The organism is Sulfitobacter sp. 1A15299 (assembly GCF_043556915.1).
Taxonomy (GTDB): domain Bacteria; phylum Pseudomonadota; class Alphaproteobacteria; order Rhodobacterales; family Rhodobacteraceae; genus Sulfitobacter.
In genome coordinates, this window is record NZ_JBIFFJ010000002.1 from 96,595 (window position 1) to 121,482 (window position 24,888).

A 24,888-nucleotide genomic window follows, 5' to 3' on the forward strand; every position below is an offset into this window, starting at 1 on the left:
GAAGCGGTAAATAGGGTCGACCCCAAGGATCGGATTCTACGATGAGCCATGTATTGCACCGTAACCTGCGCGCCACGCAACCTGTGATCGTCCGCGGCGAAGGAAATTTCCTTATTGATGACAAAGGGAAGCGCTATCTGGACGCCTGTGGCGGCGCGGCTGTGTCGAGCCTTGGGCATGACAATGCCGCCGTGCGCGCCGCCGTTGCCGCGCAGATGGACAAGCTTGCCTTTGCCCATACTGGCCTTTTCACCAACGCCCCCGCAGAGGCGCTGGCCGACCATCTGATCGCACGCGCGCCTGAGGGTACGGGCGATGGCAGGGTCATGTATCTGGGCAGCGGGTCCGAAGCGATGGAGGCGGCGCTAAAGCTGGCGCGGCAGTACCATCTGGAGCGCGGCGACACGGCCCGCGCCAAGATCATCGCCCGCGCCCCGAGCTATCACGGCAACACACTGGGCGCGCTGGCGGTGGGCGGCCATGCCGGGCGCCGCAAGCCCTTCGCCCCGATGTTGATGGAGGTGGAACATATCGACGCCGCCTATGCCTACCGGCTGCAACGCGCAGGCGAGAGCACGGCGGATTTCGCGCGGCGCTTGGCGGATCAATTGGAAGCGCGGATCGTCGAGCTGGGGCCGGAGACGGTCGCCGCCTTCGTGGCCGAGCCGGTGGTCGGCGCCTCGCTCGGCTCGCAGCCCGCGCCCGAGGGGTATTTCAAACATGTGCGTGAGATCTGCGACCGCCATGGTGTCTTGCTCATCGCCGATGAGGTGATGTGCGGCATGGGGCGCACCGGCAGCCTGTTTGCGTTGGAGCAGGAAGGGATTTGCGCCGATATCACCACCATGGCCAAGGGGCTCGGCGCGGGCTACCAGCCGATCGCGGCGGTGATGGCGCGGCAAAGCGTGATCGAGGCGATCATGGCGGGCAGCGGCAACCTGTGGAACGGGCACACCTATATGTCCCATGCGGTGGCCACGGCGGGCGCGCTGGCGGTGCTGCAAGAGGTCGAGAGCCGCGATTTGCTGAGTGCGGTGCGCGCCCGGGGGCAGCAGTTGGAAACCGCGCTGCGCGACCGCTTTGGCCAGCACGCCCATGTCGGAGACATTCGCGGGCGCGGGTTATTTTGGTCCATCGAACTGGTGGCCGAGCGCGACAGCAAGACGCCCTTCGACGTCAGCCGCAACCTTGCGGGCAAGATCCAACGCACCGCGATGGAGGCGGGGATGATCTGCTACCCCTCCCAGGGCTGCGCCGATGGCACGGCGGGGGATCACGTTTTGCTGGCCCCGGCCTTTACCTCCCCGCCTGAGGAAATCGAGATGACGGTCGAGATGCTGGGCGCGGCAGTCGATGGGGCGATCGCGGAGGGCTGAGCCCTCCGCCTGCCCGTTATCGGCCTTTGATCTGGATCGAGAAGTTGCGCCGCGCCCCGGCAGGCGGGCGCGGGAATGGGGCGGCCTGTCGGATGATGCCAAGCGCCGCCTGATCCAGCGCCGCCGACCCGGAGCTGCGGGCCACGCGGACCCCTGCCAACTGCCCGCCCCCACCGATGGAAAAGGCGATCGTCGTCGTCCCGCGGGAGCGGACGCGCGGCTTGCCGACGCGGGCGATGCGGCTCATGACTTGGCCCGGATAGTTGCTGGCTGCCGCATTCCCCGCAGGCGCCGCGGCACGCTGTTGCGCGCCCGATTGCGCGGCATTGCCCGCGCGGCTGGCAGTCTGCGCGCCCTTGGTATTGTTGCGCTTTGCATTGCCACGCGTGGTTTGCTTGGGCTTGGGTTTCGGCTGCGGCTTGGGCTTGGCCTTTTTGGCCGCCTCGGCGGCGCGTTCGGGATCGCGGCGCTGCGGGCGCTGCGACAGGCGCGGCGCGTCATCCTCGGCCTCGGCGGTGAGGGTTTCGACCGGCGGCACCGGGGCGGCGGCCGTGATGGTTGGCGTGGCCTCAGTCGTCTCGGGCGGGGTTTCGACCGGGGTCAGGGCGGGCAAGACCGGCGTCTCTGTCGGCGAGGCGGCGGGCGGGGCGACGGGCATGGGTTCAGCCTCCATCGCCTGCACCGGCTCTGCGACGGCCGAAGGCGTGGGGGTGAGCGTGGGTTCCGGCGCGGGGGTCGGCGGCAGCGCCTCTGCGGTCTCCAGCGGTTCGGGCGCGGGGGTTGGGGTGATTTCTTCGACCGGTTCGGCATCCAATGTGCCGATGGCCATATCCTCGAACCGCGTGCCAAGCTGGGCAGCGGCGGGCGCGCCGCCGCCTGCGATCTTGGCGCTGTCGTCAATCTGGGCGAGTTGCGACACGCCCACGACGAGGCTGGCCGCGACGCCGATGGACAGTGTTTTGGCGAGACCGGAACGGGGGATCATTGCAGCGCCCTTTCGGTGACAAGCATGACGCGCGCGGCCCCTGCCCCGCGCAGCTCGCGGGTCAGTTCCACAAGGCGGCGGGCGGGCAGCGCGCGGTCGGGGAGGAGCCGGACGGTGTCGCGCTCTTCTTCGGGCAGCGCGTCGATGAAATCGGCCACGCTGGAGCGGTCTTGGCCTGCGTAGGTCATGCGGCCATCGGCATGGACCACCAGCGCATTGGGCGGGGCGCGGCCCTCAAGTTCACGGGTTTCGACGAGGTTGAGATCGGAGTCCAGCGGCTGTGACAGGGTGCCTGCGACCATGAAGAAGACCAGCATCAGAAAGACGATGTTGATCAGCGCGATGGTCGGTTCGCGTTGCGGTTTGGCCTTGGCGATGGGTCGCATGGTCAGCCCTCCAGAACCGAGACGCTGAGCCTCGGCAGGGCGCGCAGCGCGATGAGCAGATCGGCCAGCGCCTGCGCCTCGACCTCGGCCCCGAGCGAGACCAAAAGCGGGGTGCCCTCTTCGGCTTCGGCCAAGGGGCTGGCGGTCAGCGCGTCAAGCGCCAGCGCATCGCCGTTGAGGCGCAGCCCCTCGGTGGTCAGTTGCAGGAAAAACGGTTTCGCCCCCGTCTCGGCCCCTGCCCCGGATGTCGCTGCGGCCAATTCGATCTCGGCAAATTTTGAGAAGGTCGAGGTCAGCATGAAGAACAACAACAGCAGGAAGATCACGTCGATCAGGGAGGTCATGGAGAGGCGGTTGCGCCGCCGGCGTGGCCTAGCCATGGGCTGGCCGGGGCGCGGCGGCGGCAAAGGGGGTGGCGGCGGGCGCAGCGGCAGAGGCCGCGTTCTGGCCCGGGTGCAGCACGGTCAGGATCGCCTTGTCGGCGATGACGCGTTCGGTCTCCATACGTTGCTCAAGCCAGCTGAGCACCAGTGCGGTCGGCATGGCCACGACAAGCCCCACGGCCGTGGTCAGAAGCGCCACCCAGATGCCACCGGCAAGGATCGACGGGTCCACTTGAGAGCCTGCATCCTGCAAGGCGCGGAAGGCTTCGATCATGCCCAGAACCGTGCCGAAGAGACCCAAGAGCGGGGCAAGCTGCGCCACGGAATCGAGCAGGCGGAAACCGCGCTCAAGCTTGGCAAAACGCATCTCGGCCTCCGCCTGCAAGCGCGAAGCACCGGCCTCGGGCGCGGACATGGCCAGTTCGATCACCGGGGCAAGGTAGCTTTTCGACCGGCCCAGCGCCGAACGGGCGGCGGCGGCATCGCCGCGCTCCCACGCGTTGACCGCTTCGGAGAGCGCCCGGTGACGGCCCACGGCGGCGGCGCGGAACTGCCATGTCTTATAGAGGGCGACCGCAAGGGTCAGCACGGCCACGGCCATCAGGATCACCACCACCGGGCCACCGGTTTCGGCAATGCCCCGCAGGGGGGTCAACAATTCATCGAGTTGTTCCATCAGCCCAGCACCTCGATCTCGGTCCGGGTCGCCGGGGCCAGCGCGTTTTCGCAGGTGCCCGCCTCGATCCCCGCGCCCTCACAGCTTTGCGCGCCGTTAAAGAGGATGCGGCCAAGGTTCTCGCAGGTGGTTTGCGGCACCACGAATTGACGCACGCGCGGGCGGCCAACGGGGAGTTCGCCGAAATCGAAGAGCGTCAGCCGGTTCACGGTGCCTTCGCGGTCGAAGAGCACGGTTTCATAGACCGCCTTGTCGAGCGGGGCGGAAAGCTCGTTGGTGATGAGGAAGGTCAGCTTGCAATTGGCCTCTGTGGTGTCGGCGGCATTGAGCTCGACCTTGAGCGCGGGCGCGGCGCTGGCCGGGGTCGCGGCGGGCGTCTCGGCGGCGGCGCCTTGGGCGATGGTCAGGGACAGGGCCGCGAGGAACGCGGAACGAAAATGCGGCATGGGGGTGGCTCCCGATGGGTTTGTCTTTGATCACGGCGCAGCGTTGGGGCGCCTGCCCCGGCAGGGCAGAATCGTCGCAACACCTCTTGCGCCAAGCGGAATTTCTGCCTGCTGCCTAGCAAAACCGGGCGGCGGTGACAATCCTGACTTTAATACTCGGATTAAATGGGTGTGGTGCTGCCTATTTGACAGGCAGGGAACAGTTGCGTCGGGTTGGTGTTGGGAAGCTGAAACCACGACATGCGAGACGACCGCATTCGCGCAGAGAAGGAGGCCAGAATGACCGACGACAGCCAGAAGATCGCGACCATCGACCCTGCCCATACCGTGGCCCTGTTCACGCCGGACGCCAAAGCGCTAGAGCAGGCAGCTTCCGCCGGCATGAAAACGGTGGTGAACTTCCGCGCCTCGGATGAGAAAGGCGGCCTGTCCCCCGATGCGGAGCGGCTGGTGGCCGAGAAACTGGGGTTGAACTACCTGCACCACCCGGTCACGCCGGACAGCCTCGGCCCCGAGACAGTGGATGAATTCCGCAAGTCACTAGACGACCTGCCCCAGCCGGTGTTTCTGCACTGCGCTTCGGGCAAACGTGCAGGGGCGATGACCTTGATGGCGCTCGCGGCGGATAAGGGCTGGGACGGTGATACGGCCTTGCAGGAGGGCAAGGCCCGGGGCATCGACCTGACCGAAGAGAAGATCGGCCAATTGGTCAAATCCTACGCGGATAGCAAAGCGTGAGAGAGGCGCCCGGTTTTACCGGGCGCTTTACTTTTGCGTGCAGTATAGGCCGTGCAGCGTTTCCAGAACGGCCACGGCCTCCTGCCCCTTGACGCGGTAAAAGATCGTCTGACCCGCCCGGCGGCTGTCGACCAGACCGGCATCTTTCAACTTTTTCAACTGCTGCGACATGGTGGATTGCGACAGACCGCAGGCCTGCGCCAAATCCCCGACCGAGCGCTCCCCCCCGATCAGACGGCACAGGATCTGCAACCGCGCCTCCGATGCAAGCATCGTCATGAGCGCCGCAGCCCCGGCGATATCGCCCTCCAGAAAGTCGTCCGTGTTTTTCATATTAGCATCATTGAATATTATGAAAGCGTAATATATACTACTTTACAGTCTGACACAAGCCAGCCGCTTGGCAGGCCGTAAGGAGTAGAGAGATGGAAACCGAATTCACACCATGGCTGTCGCTGGGCGGCGGCGCGATGATTGGGGTCTCGGCGGTGCTGCTGATGGCCACGAACGGGCGCATCGCGGGGATCAGCGGGCTGACCTCACGGCTATTCGCCCGCAACAGCGATGGCGAAGCGCGGGGCGTGTCGTTTTTTTTCGTACTGGGGCTTTTGCTCGCGGCACCGCTTTGGCTGATCACCTCGGGCGGATGGCCGCAGCAATGGGTGCCGTCGAACCCCGTTTTGATGGCCGTCGCCGGGTTGCTCGTCGGCTTTGGTGCGACCTATGGCAATGGCTGCACCTCGGGCCACGGGGTCTGCGGGATCAGCCGAGGCTCGGCGCGGTCCATCGTGGCGACGGTGACCTTCATGGCGACGGCAGTCGTGACCGTCTTTGTCATGCGCCATGTGATCGGAGGGTGACGTGAAACAGCTCTTCGCCCTCCTCTCCGGCCTCTTGTTCGGCATCGGCCTGATCGTTTCCGGCATGGCCGACCCGGCCAAAGTTTTGAACTTCCTTGACATTTTCGGCACATGGGATCCCAGCCTTGCCTTTGTCATGGGCGGCGCCATTGCGGTGACGGCACCGGGGTTCGCATGGCTGTTCCGCAGCCGTCAGACCCCCTATTTCGATCGCAAATTCCGCCTGCCCACCCGCAATGATCTTGAGCCGAAACTGCTGACCGGCGCCGCGATTTTCGGCATCGGTTGGGGCTTGGGCGGCTTTTGCCCCGGCCCGGCACTGACCGCCCTGCCCCTCGCGGCCAGCGGCACTTTGATCTTTGTCCCCTTCATGCTGGGCGGCATGTGGATCGCCCGGCACAGCCCTGATTTGACCTCTAAAACCAAGAAAGGACCAGCCTGATGAGCGACCCTCTCAATTCACCCGTCGTGCGCCACTCCCCTTCGACAGGGGCAGGCAGCCCCGATGTCTGGGGCATCTATGAACCCGACACCGGTTCGATCCAGTACATCTGCGCCGATCCGGCGACGAAGAAGGCCGCGCTGATCGACGTGGTGTGGAACTTCGACCCGAAGAACTACAAGTTCACCACGGAAAGCATGGATCAGGTGCTGGACCTCGTGAAGGAGAACAGTCTGAGCGTGGAATGGGTACTCGACACCCACCCCCATGCGGATCACGTCATGGCCTCGGCCCAGTTGAAAGAGCGGACGGGCGCGCCCAATGCCATCGGCGCGCTGGTGCCTGAGATCGCCAAGATTTGGGCCGATCTTTACAACCTGCCCGAGGCCTTCGACCCCGACCGCGACTTCGACCACCTGTTTCAGGAGGGCGAGACCTTCAAGATCGGCGAGTTGGACGCCAAGGTGATGCTGTCGCCCGGGCATACGCTGGGGTCGATCACTTATGTCTGCGGCGATGCGGCTTTTGTACATGACACGCTGATGCAGCCCGATGCCGGCACCTCGCGGTCGGATTTCCCCGGCGGCACGACCGAGGAGTTGTGGGACTCGATCCAAGACATCCTCGCCCTGCCCGGCGACACGCGGCTTTACATCGGCCATGACTACGGCACCGATGGCCGCGATGAGCCGCAGTGGGAGGCTACGGTGGACGAACACCGCGCCCATAACATCCATGTCAAAGATGGCACCAAGCGCGAGCATTATATCGAGCGCCGTCAGAAACGGGACGCGACCCTGTCGCTGCCCAACCGCATCCTCGCCGCATTGCAGATCAACCTGCGCGGCGGGCGGCTGCCCCCGGCGGAGGATGACGGCCATCACTACCTGAAACTGCCGGTGAACCGTTTCGACTGAGCCAACCGGGTGGCCCATTGGGCCGCCCCTTTCTGACGGATCGCCGCCCATGACCCTTCCTTCGCTTTCGCATTATCTGCCGATCCTCGACTGGGGGCGGCGCTATGACCGTGGCCACTTCACCGGGGATATGATCGCGGCGGTGATCGTCACGATCATGCTGATCCCGCAATCGCTGGCCTATGCGCTCTTGGCGGGCATGCCGCCCGAGGCCGGGATCTATGCCTCCATCGCGCCCATCGTGCTCTACGCCATCTTCGGCACCAGCCGCGCGCTGGCGGTGGGGCCGGTGGCCGTGGTCTCACTGATGACGGCGGCGGCGGTGGGCGAGATCGCGCAGAGCGGCACGGCGGGCTATGTCACGGCGGCGCTGACACTGGCCTTCCTGTCGGGCGCGATGCTGCTGGCGCTCGGGCTGTTTCGGCTGGGGTTTCTGGCGAATTTCCTGTCGCATCCGGTGATCGCGGGCTTCATCACCGCCTCTGGCATCCTGATCGCCGCGAGCCAGTTGCGGCATATTCTGGGGATTGAGGCGGAGGGCCATACCCTGCCGCAGATCCTATCCAGCCTCTGGGCGCATCTAAGGGAGATTAATGTCATCACCCTCGGGCTGGGGCTGGCCGCGACGGCCTTCCTGTTCTGGGTGCGCGGCGGGCTGAAGCCGCTGCTGCGGCGTATGGGGCTGGGGCCGCGTATGGCGGATATCGGCGCCAAGACCGGGCCGGTGCTGGCGATCGTGGCGACGACAGTGGCGGTTTGGGCCTTCGATCTGGGCGCGCGCGGCGTCTCGATCGTGGGCGAAGTGCCGCAAAGCCTGCCGCCGTTCACCCTGCCCTCCTTTTCGCCTGACCTGCTGTCGCAGCTTCTTGTCCCGGCGCTGCTGATCTCCGTCATCGGCTTTGTCGAGAGCATCAGCGTGGCCCAGACCCTGGCCGCGAAGAAACGCCAGAGGATCGACCCGGATCAGGAGTTGATCGGTCTCGGCAGCGCCAACCTCGGTGCGGCTTTCACCGGCGGCTTTCCGGTCACCGGGGGCTTCTCGCGCTCGGTGGTGAATTTCGACGCGGGCGCCGAGACCCCCGCCGCGGGCGCCTTCACCGCGGTCGGGCTGGCGCTGGCGGCGCTGTTCCTGACGCCGCTCATCCACTACCTGCCCAAGGCCACGCTGGCCGCCACGATCATCGTCGCGGTGCTGAGCCTCGTCGACTTCTCGATCCTGAAACGGGCCTGGGTCTTCAGCCACGCCGATTTCGCCGCCGTCAGCGTGACGATCCTGCTGACGCTGATCTTCGGCGTCGAGGCCGGGGTCAGCGCGGGCGTCGTGACCTCGATCCTCGTGCATCTTTACAAGACCTCGCGCCCGCATATGGCCGTGGTGGGCCGGGTGCCGGGGACCGAGCATTTCCGCAACGTGCTGCGCCACGAAGTCGAGACCCAGCCCCATGTGCTGAGCCTGCGGGTTGACGAGAGCCTCTATTTCCCCAACGCACGGTTTTTGGAGGATCAACTGGCCCAATATGCCGCCGACAAGCCGGAGCTGACAGATGTGGTGCTGATGTTCCCGGCGGTGAACGAGATCGACCTTTCAGCGCTGGAGTCGCTCGAGGCGATCAACACGCGGCTGAAGGACGCCGATATCCGCCTGCACCTGAGCGAGGTCAAAGGCCCGGTGATGGATCGGTTGAAGCGCAGCCATTTCCTCGACGAACTGACCGGCGAGGTCTTTCTCAGCCAGCATGAGGCGGCCTGCGCGCTGGCCAAATCCCGGCGGTGAGGCCGCCGTGCGAATTTACCGGAACCGCGCCGCCCGCTGCGCGTTGGCCTGCCATGAACAAGACATTTGCCCGCGCCGCCGCCCTCTCCGCCAGTATTTTCGCCACCGCCGCCACTGCCGAGGAGGTGGGCAAGGTGGATGTGGATTGGCTGGGCAATGACATCATCGTCGAAGCCGTGGCCGACCCCAAGGTGAAGGGCGTGACCTGCCATCTCGCCTATTTCGAACGCGGGCTGATAGACCGGCTGCAAAAGGGCAATTGGTTCGAAGATCCGTCAAACTCTTCGATCTCCTGCCGCCAGACCGGCCCGATTGAGATCGGCGATATCGACCGTGGCGACGAGGGCGAAAACGTCTTTAGCGAGCGTCGCTCGATCATCTTCAAGACTTTGAAGGTCAAGCGTATTTTCGACGAAGCGAACAATACGCTGATCTACATCAGCCACAGCCAGCAGGTGCAGGACGGCTCGGCCAAGACCTCCATGTCGACGGTGCCTTTGTACCAGCCCGGCCAGTAGAGCCAAAAGCCAAAGATCGCTTAGGCAAAGCCTTGCCATCAGCGCGATCCCGCCTTGTCGGGCTGCCTGCCTGCGATATGCTGCGCGGAAAGGCAACAACGCAGCGACAGGCAGGTTTTATGAGACATTCACGCAGAACATTCGCATTCGGCCTTGCCGCATTGGGGCTGACCTCGGCCTGTTCGACCGGGGGCGGCGCGCTTGGCCCCGCGGCGGCGGCGGGGGTGCCGGACGATCTGCGCCCCGTGCCCAACGCGGGCTATGACGCATGGGTCGCAGCCTTTAAAAGCCGCGCCTCGGCACAGGGGATTTCGGCCAGCACCTTGGCCCAAGGGTTTCGCGGCGCGGGCTATCTGCCCGGCGTGGTCAAGCGCGACCGCAACCAGACGGAATTCAGCCGCAGCTTGGAAGATTACCTCGCCATCGCCGCCTCGGACGAGCGTGTTTCCATGGGGCGCGCGGCCTTTGCCCGCCACCGCAGCACATTGAACGCGATTGAGAGCCGCTATGGCGTGGCCGCAGAGATCGTCGCGGCGGTCTGGGGCCTGGAGAGCTTCTTTGGCGAGCGGCGCGGCAATGTGCCTGTCGTCTCGGCCACCTCGACATTGGCCTATGACGGGCGGCGCGGGGCGTTCTTTGAAAAGCAGTTGATCGCAGCGCTGAAGATCCTGCAAAACGGTGACATCACGGCCGACCGGCTGACCGGCTCTTGGGCCGGGGCCATGGGACATACGCAGTTCATCCCCACCTCTTACCAAGCCTTCGCGGTGGATTTCACCGGCGATGGGCGGCGCGATATCTGGTCGGAAGACCCCAGCGATGCGCTGGCCTCTACCGCCGCATATCTGTCGCGCAACGGCTGGACGCGGGGGCTGAAATGGGGCGGCGAGTTGGGCAGCCTCCCCGCCAGCGCGGGGTCGGTGATCCAGCCGCAGGCGGGCGGGCCGCAGTTCGTGGTGACCAGCAACTTCCGCGCGCTGAAACGCTACAACAACTCCGACAGCTATGCGATTGGCGTGGGCCATCTGGCGGATCGGATCGCGGGCGGCGGGCCGCTGCGCGGCAGTTTCCCGCCCGACGCCAATGGGCTGACCAAGGACGACCGCATCGCGTTACAGCAACGGCTAACCGCGCGGGGGTTCGATACCGATGGCGCGGATGGGGTGATCGGGCCGAACAGCCGCAAAGCGATCAGCGCCTATCAGGCCAGCGTGGGCCTGCCCGCGACGGGTGAGCCTTCGGTCGAGTTGCTGCGCCGGTTGCAGTAGGCGACGTAGCTCGGTCCTTCCCACCCTCCACGCTGGGGCTGGCGGCAAGGCAATCGGGGCGACGTTTTTTAAACCATGGAGGGCAGCGCCGCCCCAGGAGGGCGGGTCGGCGCTGCCCGGCCTGCGACCGGGCGACCCGAGAAGGTCAATCTGCGGTAAGGCCTAGCCCGGGCTGATGCCTGCGCGGTCGAGCATCCCTGCCACCTCGGCGAAAGAGGATTGTGGCGGGGTGTGTTCAGCCTTGCGCTGGCTGAGGAAGGCTTCGCAAGGTCCGGCAAAGGCGATGGCGCGGTCAAGCTCGGGGTTGCTGCCCGCGCGGTAGGCCCCGATGCGGATCAATTCCTCCATATCCGCATGGGCCGCCAGCGCCTTATGGGCAGCGGTGAGGAGCGTATATTCCACATCACTGTGGCAATCCGGCAACGTTCGAGAGACGCTCGCCAGCAGGTCAATCGCCGGGTAGCGGCCCTTTTCGGCGATCTTGCGGTCGAGCACGATATGCCCATCGGTGATCCCGCGCACCGCGTCGGCGATGGGATCGTTCATGTCGTCGCCATCCACCAAAACGGTGAAAATCGCGGTGATGTCGCCCTTGCCCACCGGCCCCGGCCCGGCGCGTTCCAGCATCTGGGGAAGCTCCGAAAAAACCGTCGGCGGATAGCCCTTGGCGGTGGGCGGTTCGCGCGAGGCGAGGCCGATTTCACGCTGCGCCATGGCGAAGCGGGTGATGCTGTCCATCAAGAGCAGCACATGTTGGCCCTGATCGCGGAAATGTTCGGCCACGGCCATGGCGGTCCAAGCGGCTTGGCGGCGGGTCAGCGGCGGCTCATCGCCCGTGGCGACGACGAGAACCGCCTTCTCCATCCCCTCGGGGCCGAGGTCGGAGGCGATGAAATCCTGCACCTCGCGCCCGCGTTCGCCGACCAGTGCCATGACGACCACATCGCACTCCGTATAGCGTGCCAGCATAGCCATCAGCGTCGATTTACCCACACCAGAGCCCGCAAAAATACCCAAGCGCTGGCCCTGACAAAGCGGCGTGAAAACATCGAGCGCGCGCACATGGGTCGCCAGTTTTGGCCCGATGCGCTTGCGGTCGAAGGCGCCGGGCGGGGCGGCGCGCAGCGGGCGGGGCTCGTTGCCCTCGGGCAGATGCCCTTTCCCGTCGAGCGGTGTGGCCGACGCGCTGATCACCCGGCCCTTCCAGCTTTCATCGGGGCGGATCACATCGCGGCCAATCGCGACCTCGACCCGGTCGCCCGCCGCCACCCCGCGCCATGAGCCGAAGGGGAGCAATTCCGTACCGTGGCTGCCCAGCCCCACCACCTCGGCATGGACCGGCCCGTCGGAGCCATGCACGATGCAACGCTCGCCAATGCCTAAGACCCGCTCCAACCCCACGGCGGTCAGCGTGATGCCGGTGATCGCGCGCACTTCGCCGGTGATCTCGGCCTCGCCTGCCTCGCGGGCGAAACTGGTCAGCTCGGAAAAGAGTGTCTGCATGGATAAATTTCCTCTAGGAGCGCGGGGCAATATTTACTATACAAGGATTAAACAGGCTATAGGCAAAAAAATGAACTTGTCTAATCTTTCTATTCTTGGACTGGCGTCGGACCGGATGCAGTGGCTCTCGGCCCGGCAAAAGGTCGTGTCGGAAAACGTCGCCAATGCCTCGACTCCGAATTACAAGGCGCGCGACGTGTCCTCCTTTGAAACGATGCTCAGCGGCGAGTTGTCGCGTGATACCGGGCTGGTGACCACCCATGACAAACACTTCACCGGCGTCGCCCATGGCACGCCCGGCGTGCGCGAGGTGACGGATGGCCACGCCAAGGGCACCACGCTGGATGGCAATACCGTGAACCTCGAAGAACAGGCCGTGAAAGCCGCCGAGATTGGCGATCACTACAGGTTGGCCGCACAGCTTTACCGCAAAAGCTATGACATGCTGACCATGGCCGTCACCGGAAACAGGTAAGGAAAGCCCATGGATCCGCTTCAGTCCATCGCCAAGATCGCCGCCAGCGGGATGACCGCGCAGACCGCGCGTTTGCGGGTGATCTCGGAAAACGTGGCCAATGCCGATTCAACGGGCACCACGCCCGGCGCCGATCCATTTCGCCGCAAGACCATCAGTTTCTCGGAGTTGATCGACCGCAATGGCGGCGGCTCTTTGGTGGAGGTCGACCGTATCGGGCGCGACCAATCCCCCTTTCGCCGCGATTATGACCCGGCGCATCCGGCGGCGGATGAAACCGGCTATGTCAAACGCCCCAATGTCGATCCGATCATCGAGATGGCCAACATGCGCGAAGCCTCGCGCAACTATGAGGCCAATATGAACATGTTCGAGTCGGGCCGCCGGATGCGCGGTCAGATGCTCGACCTGCTGAAGTGAGGCTGACCTGAGATGAGCGATCCCGCCTCCCTGATCTCGACCGCCGCGGTCCGTGGTGCCTATCGCACCTCGCAATCGCTGACGGCGCAAAAGGGCGAAGCCATCGCCGAAGAGGCCGGCGCCAGCGCCAATAGTTTCACCAATATGGTGCAGCAAGCCTCGGAAAGCGCGCTGGAAACGGTGCGCGAGGGCGAAGCCGTGGCCCAAGCCGGGCTGCGCGGTGAGGCGGATACCCAGCAGGTTGTCGAAGCCATGCTGGCGATGGAATCCACCGTCAAAGTGGCCGTCTCTGTGCGCGACCGCTTTGTCGAAGCCTATCAGGAAATTCTGCGGATGCCGATCTAGGCCATGACCGAAACCCAGACCTATGACATCATCTCTGCTACCGTCTGGGCCGTGCTTCTGGCCTCGGGTCCGGTGTTGGGGGTGGCGCTGGCGATTGGTCTGGTGATCGCGTTCTTTCAAGCGCTCACGCAGATTCAGGAAATGACGCTGACCTTCGTGCCCAAAATCGTGATGATCTTTGTCACCCTGCTGGCGGCAACGCCCTTCATGTATGCGACGCTGAAGAACCTGTCGGACACGATTTTCGACCTCGTGCAGAACGGTGGGCTATGAGGGGCTGGCGGCATATCGCGGCGGCGGCCCTTCTGGGCGCCGCGCTTGCCTCCCCCACTCTCGCGCAGGGCTGGGGGTCTTTCTATGAGCCGTCACAGAAAAACGCGGTGACCAAGACCGCGCGGACGCTGGCCGCCAAGGGCGGGCCCGAAGGCGTCTGCATCCGCGAGATCCTTGCCGCCCAAACCCGGCATGGCATCCCCGACAATCTGCTGCTGGCCATCGGCCTGCAAGAGGCGGGCACCCGCCGCAACGGGCATTTCACCGTCTGGCCCTATGCGGTCAATGCCGCGGGCGAAGGGCGGCTGTTCGACAGCCGCACTGCCGCGCTGGATTGGATTGCAGAGCGTCAGGCAAGCGGCATCCGCTCCATCGACGTGGGCTGTATGCAGATCAACATGCGCTGGCACCCGGATGCTTTCGACAGCCCCGTCCAGGGGTTCGATCCACGGGTGAACGTCGACTACGCGGCGCGTTTCCTCAAGCGCTTGCACCGGCGCACGGGCAGTTGGCTACAGGCGGCGGGGTCGTACCACTCCTTTGAGCCGGAATACCGCGACACCTACCTCGACCGGCTGCAAAAGAACATTTCCGCCGCCAATGCGCGGCTGCCGGAGTTTCAGGCGCTGGCCAGCGCCAGCCCCGTTCCCGCGCGTCCACGCAAGACGGCCCGCAACACGTCAGGCAGTTATGACAGGCTGGCGGCCAAGGCCACATGGGGCGCGCAGATCGGCGGGGCGGCGAACGCGCGGCGTTCGCTTTACTCGGCCCATGAGATGCAGCCGGTTCTGCCGCAGTTCACCACCGTCCGGGCGGAGGATGCGGGATGAGCACGAAACCCAATACCCTCTTGCCGCAGTTGAGCATGTTTGGCGCCAATAAGGACGTGAGCTTTGCCGTCGGCATGGCGCTGGTGCTGGCGGTGCTCTTCCTGCCGCTGCCGCCGATCCTGCTGGACTTCGGGCTGGCGCTGTCGCTCTCGCTCTCGGTGCTGATCTTCATGGTGGCGCTTTGGATTCCGTCCCCCTTGCAGTTCAACTCTTTCCCGACGCTGCTGCTCGTCACCACCATGCTGCGCCTGTCGCTCAACGTGGCCTCGACCCGGCTGATCCTTAGCGAAGGCCATGCGGGGATGCATGCGGCGGGGGATGTGATTCAAGGGTTCTCCAAGTTCATTGTGGCGGGCAATTTCGTCATCGGCGTGGTGATCTTTGCCATCCTCGTGATCATCAATTTCGTCGTGATTACCAAGGGCTCGACCCGCATCGCCGAGGTCGCCGCGCGGTTCTCGCTGGATGCGATGCCGGGCAAGCAGATGGCGATCGACGCCGATATGGGCGCGGGGCTGATCGACGAAGACGAGGCCCGCCGCCGCCGCAAGGAGCTTGAGGACGAAAGCGCGTTTTTCGGGGCCATGGACGGTGCCTCGAAATTCGTGCGCGGCGATGCGGTGGCGGGGCTGATCATCACGCTGATCAACGTGATCGGCGGCATCCTGATCGGTGTCGTGCAGCGTGGCATGGGCGTGGGCGATGCCTTTAACGTCTTTACCTCGCTAACCATTGGCGACGGGCTGGTCAGCCAAATTCCGGCGCTTGTCGTGTCGCTCGCCGCCGGTCTGATCGTGACCAAGGGCGGCACGCGGGGGGCGGCCAATGAGGCGGTCTTCGATCAGCTTTCGAACTTCCCCAAGGCGCTTTACATGGCGGCGCTGCTGCTCTTCGGTATCGGCCTTTTGCCCGGCTTTCCGCTGCTGGTCTTTGCCCTTTTGGCCGCGGCCATGGTGGGTTTGGGCGTGGTCATCCAGCGCGGCGCGGCCGAGGCGGCTGAGGCCAAGGCGAAGGCCGATGCCGAGGCGCAGAAACAGCAGGACATGCCAGAGGTCGACAGCAACCCGATGCATCTGGATGAGCTGCGGCTGGTACTGGGCGAAGGGCTGGTGGCGTTGGCCAACCGCCCCGATGCGGTACTGCCGAGCAAGATCAAATCCCTGCGCAAACATTTCGCCGAGGAATTCGGCTTTCCCATGCCCTCGGTGCGGATCAAGGATGACGTGAGCCTGCCAATCAACAGCTACGCCTTCCAAATTCACGGCGTCGATGTGGCCAAGGGTGACATCCGCGCCAATCAGATGATGGTGATCAACCCCGAAGGCGCGCCGCTGCAACTGCCGGGCGAGGCCACGCGCGAGCCGACCTTCGGCCTCGACGCGCTTTGGGTCGACAGCAAGGTCGCCGATCAGGCCGAGGCGCAGGGCTATACCGTGGTGGACCCGGAAAGTGTGATCACCACGCATCTAACCGAAGTGGTCAAAGAGAACATGTCCGAGCTGCTCACCTATGGGTCGGCAAAAGAGGCGATTGAGGGGTTGGACCGGAACTATCAAAAGCTGGTCAACGACCTGCCCGTCCCCTCCCCCGCCATTCTGGTGCAGCAGGTCTTGCAGGAACTGCTGCTTGAACGTGTCTCGATCCGCAACCTGCCGCTGATCGTCGAGGCGATGGCCGAGGCCACGCGCCAGACCTCCAAGCCCGCGCTGGTGCTGGAGAATGTGCGCCGCCGCCTGTCGAGCCAGATTTGCCAAGGGCTGGCCGATGGGCAGGGCTTCGTGCCGGTCATCACCCTGTCGCCCTCATGGGAGGCGGAGTTCATCGAGGCGGTCAAGATCGTGGGCGAGGATCGCACCTTTGTCATGTCGCCCAAACGGGTGCAGGAATTCGTGCTGCAAGCGCGCCAGCAGATCCAGCGCTTCGCCTCGGAAGACAGTTGGCCCGCGCTGATGGTCAACCCCGAGGCGCGGTCCTATGTGCGCTCCATGCTGGAACGGGTCAGCCCGATGACGCCGGTGATCTCCAACGCCGAGATCCATCGCAAGGTCTCCCTGCGGACCGTCGCCACCATCGGGGGCTAGGGATGGACCTTTCGGCCCTCCTGACCGATGCCCTAATGGGGTATTTCGTCGTTTTCGCCCGGATCGGCAGCGCGCTTGTGTTCATGCCGGGGTTCGGGGAGACCTCGGTGCCCATGCGGCATCGGTTGTTCTTTGGTCTGATCCTTAGCGCCGCGCTCTATCCCGTGACCGGCCTTGGCCCCGTGGCCGAAGACCGCCCCGGTGCCCTGTTGTTGATCTTTGGCTCGGAGATCACCGTGGGCCTCTGGATTGGGCTGGTGGCGCGCACGCTGCTTTCGGCGCTGCAATTCGCGGGCTATCAGATGGCCCTGATGTCGGGGCTGGCGAATGCTTTGGCCCCGAACATCGGCGCTTTCGAGGGGGCGACCTCTATGGCGGCGATGCTGTTGATCGGGGCCACGGCGCTGATTTTCGTCACTGATCTGCACCACCTCATCATTGAATCGCTGCTCATGTCCTATCAGGTCTTCGTCCCCGGCACCTTCATGCTGGCCGATCTGACCGATCAATTCGCGCGGGCAACGCAGGTGAGCCTCTACCTTGGCCTGTCCATCGCAGCGCCCTTCTATGTCGCCGGTCTGGTGCTGAACGTCGGGATGGGTCTGGCCAACCGCATGATGGCGAGCCTTCAGGTCTTCTTTATCGCCCAGCCCTTGCTGATCGCCGCCGGGCTGGCCTTGATGGTGCTGGCGGTTCCGACCATGATGCGCGGGTTTCTTGAGCCTTTCGCGAATTGGCTCACCACCTACGGATTCTAGCCCATGTCGGAAGAGGACAAGAGCAGTAAGACCGAAGAGCCGACGGAGAAAAAGCTCCGCGACGCGCGCAAGAAAGGCGACGTGCCGCAATCGCGCGAGACCGGCACCGCGATGCTGGTCTTTGCCCTGCTGATGATCCTGATCTTCGTGCTTCCCGCCTCGATCGACGGTATCGTGGCGGCGCTGCAAAGCCCCCTTTTGGGGGCGGGTGTGACCGCCATCGGCACCGGCGGCACCGGCGTGGCCGAAGCGGGCCAGGTGCTGAAATCGCTAGGCTTCACGCTGGGGCTGGCGATGATGCCGGTGGTGGGGATCATGGTGCTGGCAGCCCTCTTCGGCGTTTTGATCCAAGGCGAGACCGTCGTCTCGGCCGAGCGGATCAAGCCCAAGTTCTCCAAGCTGAACCCGCTGTCGGGGTTCAAGCGGCTGTTCTCGGCCGAGGCTTTCGTCGAATTCGCCAAGAACACCGCCAAGGTGCTGGTGATCGGTTTCATCACCGTCTGGGCCGTGCGCGACATCGCGCAGTCGCTGGGCCAGACGCGGGCTTTCATCCCAGAGACGCTGCTGCAAGCGACCCTGCAAAAGGTGCGCTGGATTTTTCTGGTCACCACCGTGCTTTTGGTGCCCATCGCCATCGCCGACATCATCTGGAAGCGGGCGCAGTGGAAAAAGAAACAGATGATGAGCCTCAAGGAAATCCGCGACGAGCATAAGGACAGCGAGGGCGATCCGCAGATCAAGGGCCGCCGCGCCGAATTGCGCCGCGCCCGCGCCCGCCAGCGCATCGCGCAGGCCATTCCCAACGCCAGCGTGATCCTGACCAACCCGACCCATTACGCCGTGGCGCTGAAATATGAACAGGGGGTCGATGATGTGCCGGTCTGCGTGGCCAAAGGGGCCGATGTCATGGCCCACCGCATCCGCGAGTTGGCCAAGGAACACGACATTCCGATGATCGAGAACCGCCCGCTGGCCCGTGCGCTGCACGCGGCGGTGGAGGTCGACGACCGCATCCCGATGGAACACTGGCAAGCCGTGGCCGAGATCATCGGCTTTGTCATGGACCTGCGCCGCAACGTGCGCCGCAAGCCCCCCGCCGGGTCGTCGATCCGAGAGGAATGAGGCGCGCGTTCAGCGCAGGCGCAGCCCTTCGAGGTTGCGGTCAGCGGGAAGTTTTGAGCGCTCCAGCAGGATTTTCGTGATCAACCGCGCGCGGACAAGGCTGAACGAGCCCATGATCTGCGCCGCATCCCGTTCGGGCATGGCGCCGATGACCTGCACGGCGGTTTCCACGTCGATCTCATCCATGATGCCCGCCGCCACCTGCGGCTTCATGTTGCGGTAAAGCTCGACCAGTTTGGTCATGTCCTGATTGTTCGCCTCTCCGATCACCTTGAGCTGCGCGCCGATCTCGTCGCGCAGGCTGGCGAGGCGGGTCTGTTCGGCCTTGAGGCTCTGTTCGGCCAGCGCAAGCTTGGCTTCGCGGTCGGCAATCGTGTCGCGTTGCTCTTTCAGCAGCGCGCGCTCTTCGGCGATGGCTTCGGCGATCAGATGGCTCGGCTCGCACATGCCGCTCTCGCCCGGGGCGCTGGCGTCATAGCTGGGCGGCGCGGGGGCGGCGGCAAGCTCAACAGGGACCGGGGGCGTGTCATCGGGGGTTTCGGCGATGGCCATCATCGGCATGAACTCAACCGTGAGTTTGAGCACGCCCGCCACGCCAAGGCCAAAAAGCGCGATCTTTGGCAGGGAAATACGGCTCATTCCTTACGCTCCTTGGTGATGTCGAAAAAGGTGCGGACCAGTTCGGATTTGCCCTGCACCGCCGCTTGCCCCCGGACCTGCGCGCGGCCCTTGAGCCGCGCGGCGCGCATCTGGGCCGGGTTCTGGCCTGCCGGGGCAGGCTCGGGCGCGGCTTGGCGCGGCGGCGTCGCCTCACGCTGCACCGGCGGCTCGGGGCGCTGCACCTTGGTGCTGAGGTCGCGCAGGTCTTCGACCGATTTCGCCGATTGATCGACCGCGTTGGAAAAGGCCCCGACCATCGGCTCCATCTCTTTCAGGGTCGCCATCAGGGCGCGAACGCGGCGGTCGAGGATAAAGGCATAGACCAGCGTGCCGAGCAGCAGCACGATGATGAGGATATCAATCAAGGCCGGCACCATCGTCGCTGTCCTCCTGATTTTCCTTAGGGAGCAAGGATTGGATCACCCGCAGCGCCAAGGCGCCATTGCTACGCTGGCCAAAGGCCGCTTGAAACATCGGCTGGGCATTCACCATGCCGACCACGGGGGTATCGACGGTCATGCCCAGATCAATCACCTGACCGGGCTTCCATTCCAGCACCTCATGCAGCGGGATCGTCACCTGCTGCAGCACGCCGGTGATCGTGACCGTGGTGCTGGAGATCTGGCTGTTCATATCCTTACGCGCGTTGCTGTCGGTGGGCGAGCGCCCGCCAAGGAAGGGCTGCGCAAGCTGGGCGCTGACCTCATCCAGCGTGCCATAGGGCAGGACCAGCGCCATATGGCCGCTGCGATCCTCGAACTGCATATGCATCCGGACCAGCACCGTCGCCGTGCGCGGCGCGGCCAGCATGACCGAGCGGGGGTTGGATTCGAGCGATTGAATGTCGAATTGCACCGGGCTGACATCATGCAGGCAATGCGCCAAACCTTTGAGCGACAGTTCCGCCAGCCTGCGGCCCAGTTTTTGCTCGATCGCGGTCAGGCCGCGGGGTTTCCACTGTTGGCTGGTGGCGCGGCGGCCGCCCAACATGATCTCAAGCACCGAAAACAGCAGGTCGGGCTCGACCACGCAGGCGATCTGGCTGCCCCAGCTTTCCGCATTGGCGATGGCGATGAGCGAGGGCGACTGGATGCTCTCCATCGCGTCCTCATAGGGCATGTATTCGAGCGAGCTCAGTTCGATCTCGGGGGCGATGGTGCAATAGGATTTGAGGTCGGGCACCAGAGCCAGCAGCAGACGGTCGATGATGATCTCAAGCGTGGGCAGGCGCTGGAAGCTTTCCCGCGCCTGACGGATCATCGTCTCTTCGAGGCTCAGCGCATCGGGGGAGGCCGCTGTCGTCATTGCACCACCATATCGGCAATCAGGATTTCATGTGGCGCGTCGGTGTGCCCCACCGCCCGCGCCCGGCGCAGCAGTTCGGTCTTTAGCATCGCCAGCCCATAGCTGCCCGACAGATCGCTGACATGCAACTGGCGCAGGAAGTCTTGGAAGCTGTCGCGCAGGTAAATCTCACGCGCGACCAGACGGTCCGCGCCCTCGGCGGTTTCATCATAGACCATCAGCATGTTGAGCTTGAGAAAGCGGCTTGTCTGCCCGCCCTGCGGGCCGGTGTCGGTGACGTTCACGATGATCTCAGGAAAAGGCATGACCGGCATCTTCACTTCGGTCTTGGACTTTGCCCCATGGCCGTCTTCGCCACCCGTCTCGCCGTGATCGTTCTCGGCCGTCTCAACGGTCTCTTCGGCGGTTTCCTCTCCGCCCAGCCCGGCCATTTCAAGCAGCCCCGAAGGGCCGATGGCCAGCGTCACCCCACCCAGACCCGCAAGAAGGCAGAGCAAGACGACAGCAAGGATAGCGAGAGGCTTTTTCATTCTTTCACTCTTAATCGGATCCCGCGCGAAGCGCCACACGCAAGAACAAATACATCTTCAAACAAGCTTTATTGCAACAGAAACCTGTTTATTTTCCGGATCGACCAAGTATAAATCGATATATACTTGCATAGTGAGGGCCGAGTGGAGAATGCTCGGACCGTACAACCGAGTGAGGGGCCGTGAATCAGATCGTTGAAAACCTTAAGGATTTGGGTCCAAAGCGGCTGGCTCTCCTCGGCGGCATCGGCCTGGCGATCACCGCGGCCATCTTTATCGGCGCGCGGATCATCCTCGCCCCCACCTATGTCCCGGTTTACAGCCAGTTGAGCCCCGGCACCGCCTCGCAGATGATGCAGACGCTGGAACAGGCGGGGCTGACGGTCGATCTGTCGCGCAACGGCGATACCATCTCGGTCGCCGAGACCGACATCGCCCGCGCCCGCATGGCGCTGGCCGATGCGGGGCTGCCGGGCGAAGGCGTCCCGGGGTGGGAGATTTTCGACAATATGTCCGGCATGGGGATGAACTCCTTCATGCAAAAGGTGAACCGGCTGCGCGCGCTGGAAGGTGAGTTGGCCCGGTCGATCCAGACGATCAGCGGCATCAAGGCCGCGCGGGTGCATCTGGTGCTGCCCGAACGCGCCGCCTTTTCGCGCTCCCGGGCCGAGGCCAGCGGCTCGGTCATCGTGCGCTCGCAGGCCAATACCAGCATGACCCGCCGTCAGGCGCAGGCGATCCAAGCGCTGGTCGCCTCCGCCGTGGCGGATTTGGAAGCGCAGAACGTGACCGTCCTGTCGGCCTCTGGCGAGACGATCCTGGCCAAGGATGAGGGCGGCAGTTCCGACTTCTCGCTGCAAGGGCAGCGCAGCATGATCGAAGAGCAGCTTGCGCAAAAGGTTGAATCGATCCTTAACGCCCGCGTGGGGCCGGGCAATGCCCGCGTGCGGGTCAGCGTCGATCTGACGACCGAGCGCGAAGTCCGCGTCTCGCGCAGCTTCGATCCCGCCCAGCAGGTCGCCCGGTCGATCGAGACCCGCGTGCGCAACTCGAACGAGACCGATCCGGCAGCGGCCACGGTGGATGTGGCCAACAACATCCCCGATGAACTGCGCGACGATGCAGGCGGGGCCGCGGGCCAGTCCACCCGTTCGGAAAACGACGAGATCATCAACTACGAGATCGGCTCGGTTCAGAGTGAGCTTGTGCGTGAGCCGGGCGATATCGAGCGTATCTCGGTCGCGGTCTTGGTCAACGGCAGCTACGGCACCCTGCCCGATGGCTCCGAAGGCTATATCGAGCGCAGCCCCGAGGAGATGGCGCGCCTGACCCAATTGGTCAGCACCGCCATCGGCTTTGATCAGGCCCGGGGCGATCAGGTGCAGGTCGACAGTCTGCAATTCCTCGATTTCGATTCCGAGTTCAACACCCCCGGCAGCCGTGGCTTGGGCGTGGTGCTGGCCGATAACGCCATGACCATTCTGCGGTCGCTCTTTGCCTTGGCGCTGGTGGCGATCATCATGGTGCTGGGCGCGCGCCCGCTGCGCATGGTGCTGGATGCCACCCTGCCCCAGCCTGCGCTGGCCGGTGCCGGGGCCGACGCGGCGCTGCTGGACGGCCCCGAGGAAGACAACGCGCCCAAGGCGCTGACCGGCGGCACCCAGAAAGAGACCCCGCAAAACCGTCTACCCACCCCGGCGGCGGCGCAGTCCGGTGCGGTGCTTGGCCCGATGGATGAGCTGCCCCGCGACATGGTGCATCTCGCCTCGGTCGAGGGAGCGGTTCAGCACAGCCAATTGCGCGCCGTGGCCGAACTGGCCGAGGACAACACCGATGACGCGCTGCGCGTTCTGGGCGAATGGCTGTCGGAAGGGGATGATCTGTGATCACGAGCCTCAAGCTTCAGAATTTCGATGAGGACGGCAAGAGCAAACCACAAGACCCGGCGCTGCCCACCCCCGAAGAGATCGAAGCGAAGATCAAGAAGGCCCATAAGCAGGGCCATATCGAAGGCTATTTGGCCGGGGCCGATGCGGGCCGGGCCGAGATGCATCAGACCATGCAGGCCGAACATGCCGCCATGGCCGAAAAGCTCGCGCAGGAGCTTGCGCGGCTGGCGCAGGCGATGCAGGCTCATCAAGACGCGCTGATGGCGCAGATCGTGGGCTTTACCCTGCAAACCTGCGAGATCGTCCTGCCCGAGGTGATCGAACGGCTTTCGACCGCACGGGTGAAAAAGACCGTGACCCAATCGCTGAAAATGGCCATCGGGTCGAGCCATATCAAAGTGCGCCTGTCGCCCGCCACGCTGGATCAGATCGGCCCCGACCTGCGCCAACGGGCGGTCTATTACAAATGCGATAGCGTGCTGGACCTGCGCGCCGACCCCGCGCTGCCCGATGGGGATGCGCGGATGGAATGGGACCACGGCAGCCTTGATTACGGGTTCAAAAAGATTTGCGACCGCCTGCTCGCCGAATTGCGCGACACCCACGCGCGGGCGCTGAAAGCACAAAAGGAGAAGGACGGAAATGGACAAGCCTGACCTGCAATCCCCCCAAGACGACAACAACGCCACAGAGGGCAAAGCGCCTGACGCCACGCCAGAGCAACCGCGCGCCGATGCCTTTGGCAACGCCGCCGCCAGCACGGGCGGCGATGATGCGGGCGTCTTCCCGCAGCTCGACACCGAAGATTCGCGCAATGCGCTGGCCCCCCGCCCCGAGGCGGGCGGTGCGGGCATCAATGCGATGCTGAACGTCGGCCTCGATGTGCAGATCGTACTGGGCCAAGCCCGTATGCCGATCTCGCGCCTGCTGGAACTCACCCGCGGCTCCATCGTGGAGTTGAACCGCAAGATCGGCGCGCCGGTGGACCTTATGGTCTCGGACCGTCTGGTGGCGCGCGGTGATCTCGTAAAAGTCGGCGAAGACCGGCTGGGCGTGTCGCTGACCCAGATCGTCAAGGACTATGTCCCTGACTGACCGCCCCTCTCTGCGCAGCTATGCGCCGGGCCGGATGGGCCTTGCCCTGCTGGTGCTTCTCGCCAGCGGCGGCATGGCCATGGCCCAAGACGGCGGGTTTCTCAGCACGCTTTCGGATGTGATTGGCGACACCGCGCCGGGCAGTGATGAGAACGCCAATCTTTCGGGTCGGATCGTCCAGTTCATCGCGCTGATCACCGTGCTCAGCATCGCGCCGGGGCTTTTGGTGGTGATGACCAGCTTTACCCGCTTTGTCATTGTCCTGTCGATGCTGCGCTCGGCCCTTGGGCTGAACCAGACCCCGCCCAATATCGTGCTGACCTCGCTGGCGCTCTTCATGACCTTCTTCGTCATGCAGCCGGTGTTTGAGGACGCCTATGAGGCCGGGGTCGAGCCGCTGTTGGAAAACGCCATCGCCGAGGAACAGGCGCTGGAGCGGATCGCCGCGCCCTTCAAGACCTTCATGTACGTCAACACGCGGCCCGAAGACTATGCCCTGTTCCTGCGCATCGCGCCCGCGGATGAAGCGGCAGAAGAGAGCCCCCTGCCCGCCTCGGCGGAAGAGGCCACATTCCGCCATCTGGTGCCCGCCTTCATGATCTCGGAACTGCGCCGCGCCTTTACCATCGGTTTTCTAATCTATCTGCCCTTCGTGGCCATCGACCTTATCGTCGCCTCGGTCTTGATGAGCGCGGGCATGATGATGCTGCCCCCGGTGCTGATTTCCTTGCCGTTCAAGGTGATCTTCTTTGTGCTGATCGACGGTTGGTACATGCTGGCCGGGTCGCTGATCGAAAGCTATGTGCCGCTTGCCGGTGGCTGACCTGCCCTGA

The 24,888-nt window shown here is 64.4% G+C and carries 31 protein-coding genes; 20 read left to right on the top strand and 11 right to left on the bottom strand.

Features of this window, described 5'->3' with window-relative positions:
- Positions 1 to 41 precede the first annotated feature (41 nt).
- Positions 42 to 1,376 (top strand): aspartate aminotransferase family protein, encoded by a 1,335-nt coding sequence (locus ACGYK7_RS03705; protein WP_394399117.1) that lies wholly within the window; start codon positions 42 to 44, stop codon positions 1,374 to 1,376.
- A 16-nt stretch (positions 1,377 to 1,392) separates the two neighbouring features.
- Here ACGYK7_RS03705 and ACGYK7_RS03710 read toward each other — a convergent pair whose 3' ends face one another.
- From ACGYK7_RS03710 to ACGYK7_RS03730, 5 genes are read right to left on the bottom strand one after another with little or no spacing between them, the layout of a single operon-like run.
- Complete coding sequence (locus ACGYK7_RS03710) at positions 1,393 to 2,361, bottom strand: TonB family protein (RefSeq protein WP_394399119.1); 969 nt, start codon at positions 2,359 to 2,361, stop codon at positions 1,393 to 1,395.
- Positions 2,358 to 2,747: an ExbD/TolR family protein gene (locus ACGYK7_RS03715; RefSeq protein ID WP_394399121.1), complete on the bottom strand. Its 390-nt coding sequence runs from the start codon at positions 2,745 to 2,747 to the stop codon at positions 2,358 to 2,360. The genes ACGYK7_RS03710 and ACGYK7_RS03715 overlap by 4 nt, the downstream gene beginning before the upstream one ends.
- A gap of 2 nt (positions 2,748 to 2,749) precedes the next feature.
- On the bottom strand, positions 2,750 to 3,127 hold the full coding sequence (locus tag ACGYK7_RS03720; protein ID WP_394399123.1) for a biopolymer transporter ExbD: 378 nt from the start codon (positions 3,125 to 3,127) through the stop codon (positions 2,750 to 2,752).
- On the bottom strand, positions 3,120 to 3,806 hold the full coding sequence (locus tag ACGYK7_RS03725) for a MotA/TolQ/ExbB proton channel family protein (RefSeq protein WP_394399125.1): 687 nt from the start codon (positions 3,804 to 3,806) through the stop codon (positions 3,120 to 3,122). The genes ACGYK7_RS03720 and ACGYK7_RS03725 overlap by 8 nt, the downstream gene beginning before the upstream one ends.
- Entirely contained in the window at positions 3,806 to 4,252 is a 447-nt protein-coding gene (locus tag ACGYK7_RS03730; RefSeq protein WP_394399127.1) for a hypothetical protein, read from the bottom strand. Before ACGYK7_RS03730 ends, ACGYK7_RS03725 begins: the two co-directional genes overlap by 1 nt.
- A 279-nt stretch (positions 4,253 to 4,531) precedes the next feature.
- Between ACGYK7_RS03730 and ACGYK7_RS03735 the strand changes: the two genes are divergently transcribed.
- A complete protein-coding gene (locus ACGYK7_RS03735) occupies positions 4,532 to 4,990 on the top strand; it encodes a beta-lactamase hydrolase domain-containing protein (protein WP_394399129.1) in 459 nt (152 codons plus the stop codon).
- Positions 4,991 to 5,017: 27 nt separating this feature from the next.
- Here the strand turns inward: ACGYK7_RS03735 and ACGYK7_RS03740 are convergent, their stop codons facing one another.
- Entirely contained in the window at positions 5,018 to 5,323 is a 306-nt protein-coding gene (locus tag ACGYK7_RS03740; RefSeq protein ID WP_394399131.1) for an ArsR/SmtB family transcription factor, read from the bottom strand.
- Between the two features lie 92 nt (positions 5,324 to 5,415).
- Here ACGYK7_RS03740 and ACGYK7_RS03745 point away from each other — a divergent pair, with 92 nt between their 5' ends.
- From ACGYK7_RS03745 to ACGYK7_RS03770, 6 genes are all read left to right on the top strand, one after another.
- The gene (locus ACGYK7_RS03745; protein ID WP_394399133.1) at positions 5,416 to 5,850 is read left to right on the top strand and encodes a YeeE/YedE family protein; all 435 of its coding nucleotides are present in this window, start codon (positions 5,416 to 5,418) and stop codon (positions 5,848 to 5,850) included.
- Between the two features lies 1 nt (position 5,851).
- Positions 5,852 to 6,292 (top strand): DUF6691 family protein, encoded by a 441-nt coding sequence (locus tag ACGYK7_RS03750; RefSeq protein WP_394399135.1) that lies wholly within the window; start codon positions 5,852 to 5,854, stop codon positions 6,290 to 6,292.
- Entirely contained in the window at positions 6,292 to 7,209 is a 918-nt protein-coding gene (locus ACGYK7_RS03755) for an MBL fold metallo-hydrolase (RefSeq protein ID WP_394399136.1), read from the top strand. The genes ACGYK7_RS03750 and ACGYK7_RS03755 overlap by 1 nt, the downstream gene beginning before the upstream one ends.
- 49 nt (positions 7,210 to 7,258) lie before the next feature.
- The gene (locus tag ACGYK7_RS03760; protein ID WP_394399138.1) at positions 7,259 to 8,983 is read left to right on the top strand and encodes a SulP family inorganic anion transporter; all 1,725 of its coding nucleotides are present in this window, start codon (positions 7,259 to 7,261) and stop codon (positions 8,981 to 8,983) included.
- Between the two features lie 53 nt (positions 8,984 to 9,036).
- On the top strand, positions 9,037 to 9,501 hold the full coding sequence (locus ACGYK7_RS03765; RefSeq protein ID WP_394399140.1) for a CreA family protein: 465 nt from the start codon (positions 9,037 to 9,039) through the stop codon (positions 9,499 to 9,501).
- 119 nt (positions 9,502 to 9,620) lie between these two features.
- Complete coding sequence (locus tag ACGYK7_RS03770) at positions 9,621 to 10,769, top strand: lytic murein transglycosylase (protein ID WP_394399142.1); 1,149 nt, start codon at positions 9,621 to 9,623, stop codon at positions 10,767 to 10,769.
- A gap of 162 nt (positions 10,770 to 10,931) precedes the next feature.
- Here the strand turns inward: ACGYK7_RS03770 and ACGYK7_RS03775 are convergent, their stop codons facing one another.
- Positions 10,932 to 12,272: a FliI/YscN family ATPase gene (locus ACGYK7_RS03775; RefSeq protein ID WP_394399144.1), complete on the bottom strand. Its 1,341-nt coding sequence runs from the start codon at positions 12,270 to 12,272 to the stop codon at positions 10,932 to 10,934.
- 70 nt (positions 12,273 to 12,342) lie between these two features.
- On the opposite strand from ACGYK7_RS03775, the gene flgB reads away from it, so the two are divergent.
- The 8 genes from flgB to flhB are packed head-to-tail and all read left to right on the top strand — an operon-like array spanning position 12,343 to position 18,576.
- On the top strand, positions 12,343 to 12,747 hold the full coding sequence (flgB, locus tag ACGYK7_RS03780; protein ID WP_394399146.1) for a flagellar basal body rod protein FlgB: 405 nt from the start codon (positions 12,343 to 12,345) through the stop codon (positions 12,745 to 12,747).
- Positions 12,748 to 12,756: 9 nt separating this feature from the next.
- Positions 12,757 to 13,167 carry a flagellar basal body rod protein FlgC gene (gene flgC, locus ACGYK7_RS03785; RefSeq protein ID WP_067261031.1) on the top strand — a complete coding sequence of 137 codons (411 nt, stop codon included), beginning with the start codon at positions 12,757 to 12,759 and terminating at the stop codon, positions 13,165 to 13,167.
- A 12-nt stretch (positions 13,168 to 13,179) separates the two neighbouring features.
- Positions 13,180 to 13,512 carry a flagellar hook-basal body complex protein FliE gene (locus tag ACGYK7_RS03790; RefSeq protein WP_067261033.1) on the top strand — a complete coding sequence of 111 codons (333 nt, stop codon included), beginning with the start codon at positions 13,180 to 13,182 and terminating at the stop codon, positions 13,510 to 13,512.
- Between the two features lie 3 nt (positions 13,513 to 13,515).
- Positions 13,516 to 13,785, top strand: coding sequence for a flagellar biosynthesis protein FliQ (gene fliQ, locus ACGYK7_RS03795; protein WP_067261035.1), 270 nt, complete (start codon positions 13,516 to 13,518; stop codon positions 13,783 to 13,785).
- Positions 13,782 to 14,615: a lytic transglycosylase domain-containing protein gene (locus ACGYK7_RS03800; RefSeq protein ID WP_394399149.1), complete on the top strand. Its 834-nt coding sequence runs from the start codon at positions 13,782 to 13,784 to the stop codon at positions 14,613 to 14,615. The genes fliQ and ACGYK7_RS03800 overlap by 4 nt, the downstream gene beginning before the upstream one ends.
- Positions 14,612 to 16,696 (top strand): flagellar biosynthesis protein FlhA, encoded by a 2,085-nt coding sequence (gene flhA, locus ACGYK7_RS03805; RefSeq protein WP_394399151.1) that lies wholly within the window; start codon positions 14,612 to 14,614, stop codon positions 16,694 to 16,696. The genes ACGYK7_RS03800 and flhA overlap by 4 nt, the downstream gene beginning before the upstream one ends.
- A 2-nt stretch (positions 16,697 to 16,698) precedes the next feature.
- Positions 16,699 to 17,454 (top strand): flagellar biosynthetic protein FliR, encoded by a 756-nt coding sequence (locus tag ACGYK7_RS03810; RefSeq protein ID WP_394399153.1) that lies wholly within the window; start codon positions 16,699 to 16,701, stop codon positions 17,452 to 17,454.
- Positions 17,455 to 17,457: 3 nt separating this feature from the next.
- Positions 17,458 to 18,576, top strand: coding sequence for a flagellar biosynthesis protein FlhB (flhB, locus tag ACGYK7_RS03815; protein WP_394399155.1), 1,119 nt, complete (start codon positions 17,458 to 17,460; stop codon positions 18,574 to 18,576).
- 9 nt (positions 18,577 to 18,585) lie between these two features.
- Here flhB and ACGYK7_RS03820 read toward each other — a convergent pair whose 3' ends face one another.
- From ACGYK7_RS03820 to ACGYK7_RS03835, 4 genes are read right to left on the bottom strand one after another with little or no spacing between them, the layout of a single operon-like run.
- Positions 18,586 to 19,215: a MotE family protein gene (locus ACGYK7_RS03820; protein ID WP_394399157.1), complete on the bottom strand. Its 630-nt coding sequence runs from the start codon at positions 19,213 to 19,215 to the stop codon at positions 18,586 to 18,588.
- A complete protein-coding gene (locus tag ACGYK7_RS03825) occupies positions 19,212 to 19,601 on the bottom strand; it encodes a flagellar motor switch protein (RefSeq protein WP_394399159.1) in 390 nt (129 codons plus the stop codon). Before ACGYK7_RS03825 ends, ACGYK7_RS03820 begins: the two co-directional genes overlap by 4 nt.
- Complete coding sequence (locus ACGYK7_RS03830; protein ID WP_394399161.1) at positions 19,594 to 20,541, bottom strand: flagellar motor switch protein FliM; 948 nt, start codon at positions 20,539 to 20,541, stop codon at positions 19,594 to 19,596. The genes ACGYK7_RS03825 and ACGYK7_RS03830 overlap by 8 nt, the downstream gene beginning before the upstream one ends.
- Entirely contained in the window at positions 20,538 to 21,071 is a 534-nt protein-coding gene (locus ACGYK7_RS03835) for a flagellar basal body-associated FliL family protein (RefSeq protein ID WP_394399163.1), read from the bottom strand. The genes ACGYK7_RS03830 and ACGYK7_RS03835 overlap by 4 nt, the downstream gene beginning before the upstream one ends.
- Before the next feature lie 182 nt (positions 21,072 to 21,253).
- Here ACGYK7_RS03835 and fliF point away from each other — a divergent pair, with 182 nt between their 5' ends.
- Genes fliF through fliP form a run of 4 tightly spaced genes read left to right on the top strand, consistent with a single transcriptional unit; the run spans position 21,254 to position 24,878 of the window.
- Positions 21,254 to 22,957: a flagellar basal-body MS-ring/collar protein FliF gene (gene fliF, locus ACGYK7_RS03840; RefSeq protein ID WP_394399165.1), complete on the top strand. Its 1,704-nt coding sequence runs from the start codon at positions 21,254 to 21,256 to the stop codon at positions 22,955 to 22,957.
- On the top strand, positions 22,954 to 23,616 hold the full coding sequence (locus ACGYK7_RS03845; protein WP_394399167.1) for a FliH/SctL family protein: 663 nt from the start codon (positions 22,954 to 22,956) through the stop codon (positions 23,614 to 23,616). The genes fliF and ACGYK7_RS03845 overlap by 4 nt, the downstream gene beginning before the upstream one ends.
- Complete coding sequence (locus ACGYK7_RS03850; protein ID WP_394399169.1) at positions 23,603 to 24,055, top strand: FliM/FliN family flagellar motor switch protein; 453 nt, start codon at positions 23,603 to 23,605, stop codon at positions 24,053 to 24,055. Before ACGYK7_RS03845 ends, ACGYK7_RS03850 begins: the two co-directional genes overlap by 14 nt.
- Positions 24,042 to 24,878, top strand: coding sequence for a flagellar type III secretion system pore protein FliP (fliP, locus tag ACGYK7_RS03855; protein WP_394399171.1), 837 nt, complete (start codon positions 24,042 to 24,044; stop codon positions 24,876 to 24,878). Before ACGYK7_RS03850 ends, fliP begins: the two co-directional genes overlap by 14 nt.
- Positions 24,879 to 24,888 lie beyond the last annotated feature (10 nt).

Bases quoted from the DNA above. Each gene is read 5' to 3' on its own strand.
- flgB (WP_394399146.1), top strand. From the start codon at position 12,343: ATGAACTTGTCTAATCTTTCTATTCTTGGACTGGCGTCGGACCGGATG.
- ACGYK7_RS03765 (WP_394399140.1), top strand. From the start codon at position 9,037: ATGAACAAGACATTTGCCCGCGCCGCCGCCCTCTCCGCCAGTATTTTC.
- flhB (WP_394399155.1), top strand. From the start codon at position 17,458: ATGTCGGAAGAGGACAAGAGCAGTAAGACCGAAGAGCCGACGGAGAAA.
- ACGYK7_RS03820 (WP_394399157.1), bottom strand. From the start codon at position 19,215: ATGAGCCGTATTTCCCTGCCAAAGATCGCGCTTTTTGGCCTTGGCGTG.
- fliP (WP_394399171.1), top strand. From the start codon at position 24,042: ATGTCCCTGACTGACCGCCCCTCTCTGCGCAGCTATGCGCCGGGCCGG.
- ACGYK7_RS03755 (WP_394399136.1), top strand. From the start codon at position 6,292: ATGAGCGACCCTCTCAATTCACCCGTCGTGCGCCACTCCCCTTCGACA.
- ACGYK7_RS03770 (WP_394399142.1), top strand. From the start codon at position 9,621: ATGAGACATTCACGCAGAACATTCGCATTCGGCCTTGCCGCATTGGGG.
- ACGYK7_RS03850 (WP_394399169.1), top strand. From the start codon at position 23,603: ATGGACAAGCCTGACCTGCAATCCCCCCAAGACGACAACAACGCCACA.
- ACGYK7_RS03760 (WP_394399138.1), top strand. From the start codon at position 7,259: ATGACCCTTCCTTCGCTTTCGCATTATCTGCCGATCCTCGACTGGGGG.
- ACGYK7_RS03745 (WP_394399133.1), top strand. From the start codon at position 5,416: ATGGAAACCGAATTCACACCATGGCTGTCGCTGGGCGGCGGCGCGATG.
- ACGYK7_RS03735 (WP_394399129.1), top strand. From the start codon at position 4,532: ATGACCGACGACAGCCAGAAGATCGCGACCATCGACCCTGCCCATACC.
- ACGYK7_RS03730 (WP_394399127.1), bottom strand. From the start codon at position 4,252: ATGCCGCATTTTCGTTCCGCGTTCCTCGCGGCCCTGTCCCTGACCATC.
- ACGYK7_RS03790 (WP_067261033.1), top strand. From the start codon at position 13,180: ATGAGCGATCCCGCCTCCCTGATCTCGACCGCCGCGGTCCGTGGTGCC.
- ACGYK7_RS03830 (WP_394399161.1), bottom strand. From the start codon at position 20,541: ATGACGACAGCGGCCTCCCCCGATGCGCTGAGCCTCGAAGAGACGATG.
- flhA (WP_394399151.1), top strand. From the start codon at position 14,612: ATGAGCACGAAACCCAATACCCTCTTGCCGCAGTTGAGCATGTTTGGC.
- ACGYK7_RS03835 (WP_394399163.1), bottom strand. From the start codon at position 21,071: ATGAAAAAGCCTCTCGCTATCCTTGCTGTCGTCTTGCTCTGCCTTCTT.
- ACGYK7_RS03705 (WP_394399117.1), top strand. From the start codon at position 42: ATGAGCCATGTATTGCACCGTAACCTGCGCGCCACGCAACCTGTGATC.
- ACGYK7_RS03810 (WP_394399153.1), top strand. From the start codon at position 16,699: ATGGACCTTTCGGCCCTCCTGACCGATGCCCTAATGGGGTATTTCGTC.
- ACGYK7_RS03775 (WP_394399144.1), bottom strand. From the start codon at position 12,272: ATGCAGACACTCTTTTCCGAGCTGACCAGTTTCGCCCGCGAGGCAGGC.
- ACGYK7_RS03715 (WP_394399121.1), bottom strand. From the start codon at position 2,747: ATGCGACCCATCGCCAAGGCCAAACCGCAACGCGAACCGACCATCGCG.
- flgC (WP_067261031.1), top strand. From the start codon at position 12,757: ATGGATCCGCTTCAGTCCATCGCCAAGATCGCCGCCAGCGGGATGACC.
- ACGYK7_RS03800 (WP_394399149.1), top strand. From the start codon at position 13,782: ATGAGGGGCTGGCGGCATATCGCGGCGGCGGCCCTTCTGGGCGCCGCG.
- fliQ (WP_067261035.1), top strand. From the start codon at position 13,516: ATGACCGAAACCCAGACCTATGACATCATCTCTGCTACCGTCTGGGCC.
- ACGYK7_RS03740 (WP_394399131.1), bottom strand. From the start codon at position 5,323: ATGAAAAACACGGACGACTTTCTGGAGGGCGATATCGCCGGGGCTGCG.
- ACGYK7_RS03725 (WP_394399125.1), bottom strand. From the start codon at position 3,806: ATGGAACAACTCGATGAATTGTTGACCCCCCTGCGGGGCATTGCCGAA.
- ACGYK7_RS03720 (WP_394399123.1), bottom strand. From the start codon at position 3,127: ATGGCTAGGCCACGCCGGCGGCGCAACCGCCTCTCCATGACCTCCCTG.
- ACGYK7_RS03710 (WP_394399119.1), bottom strand. From the start codon at position 2,361: ATGATCCCCCGTTCCGGTCTCGCCAAAACACTGTCCATCGGCGTCGCG.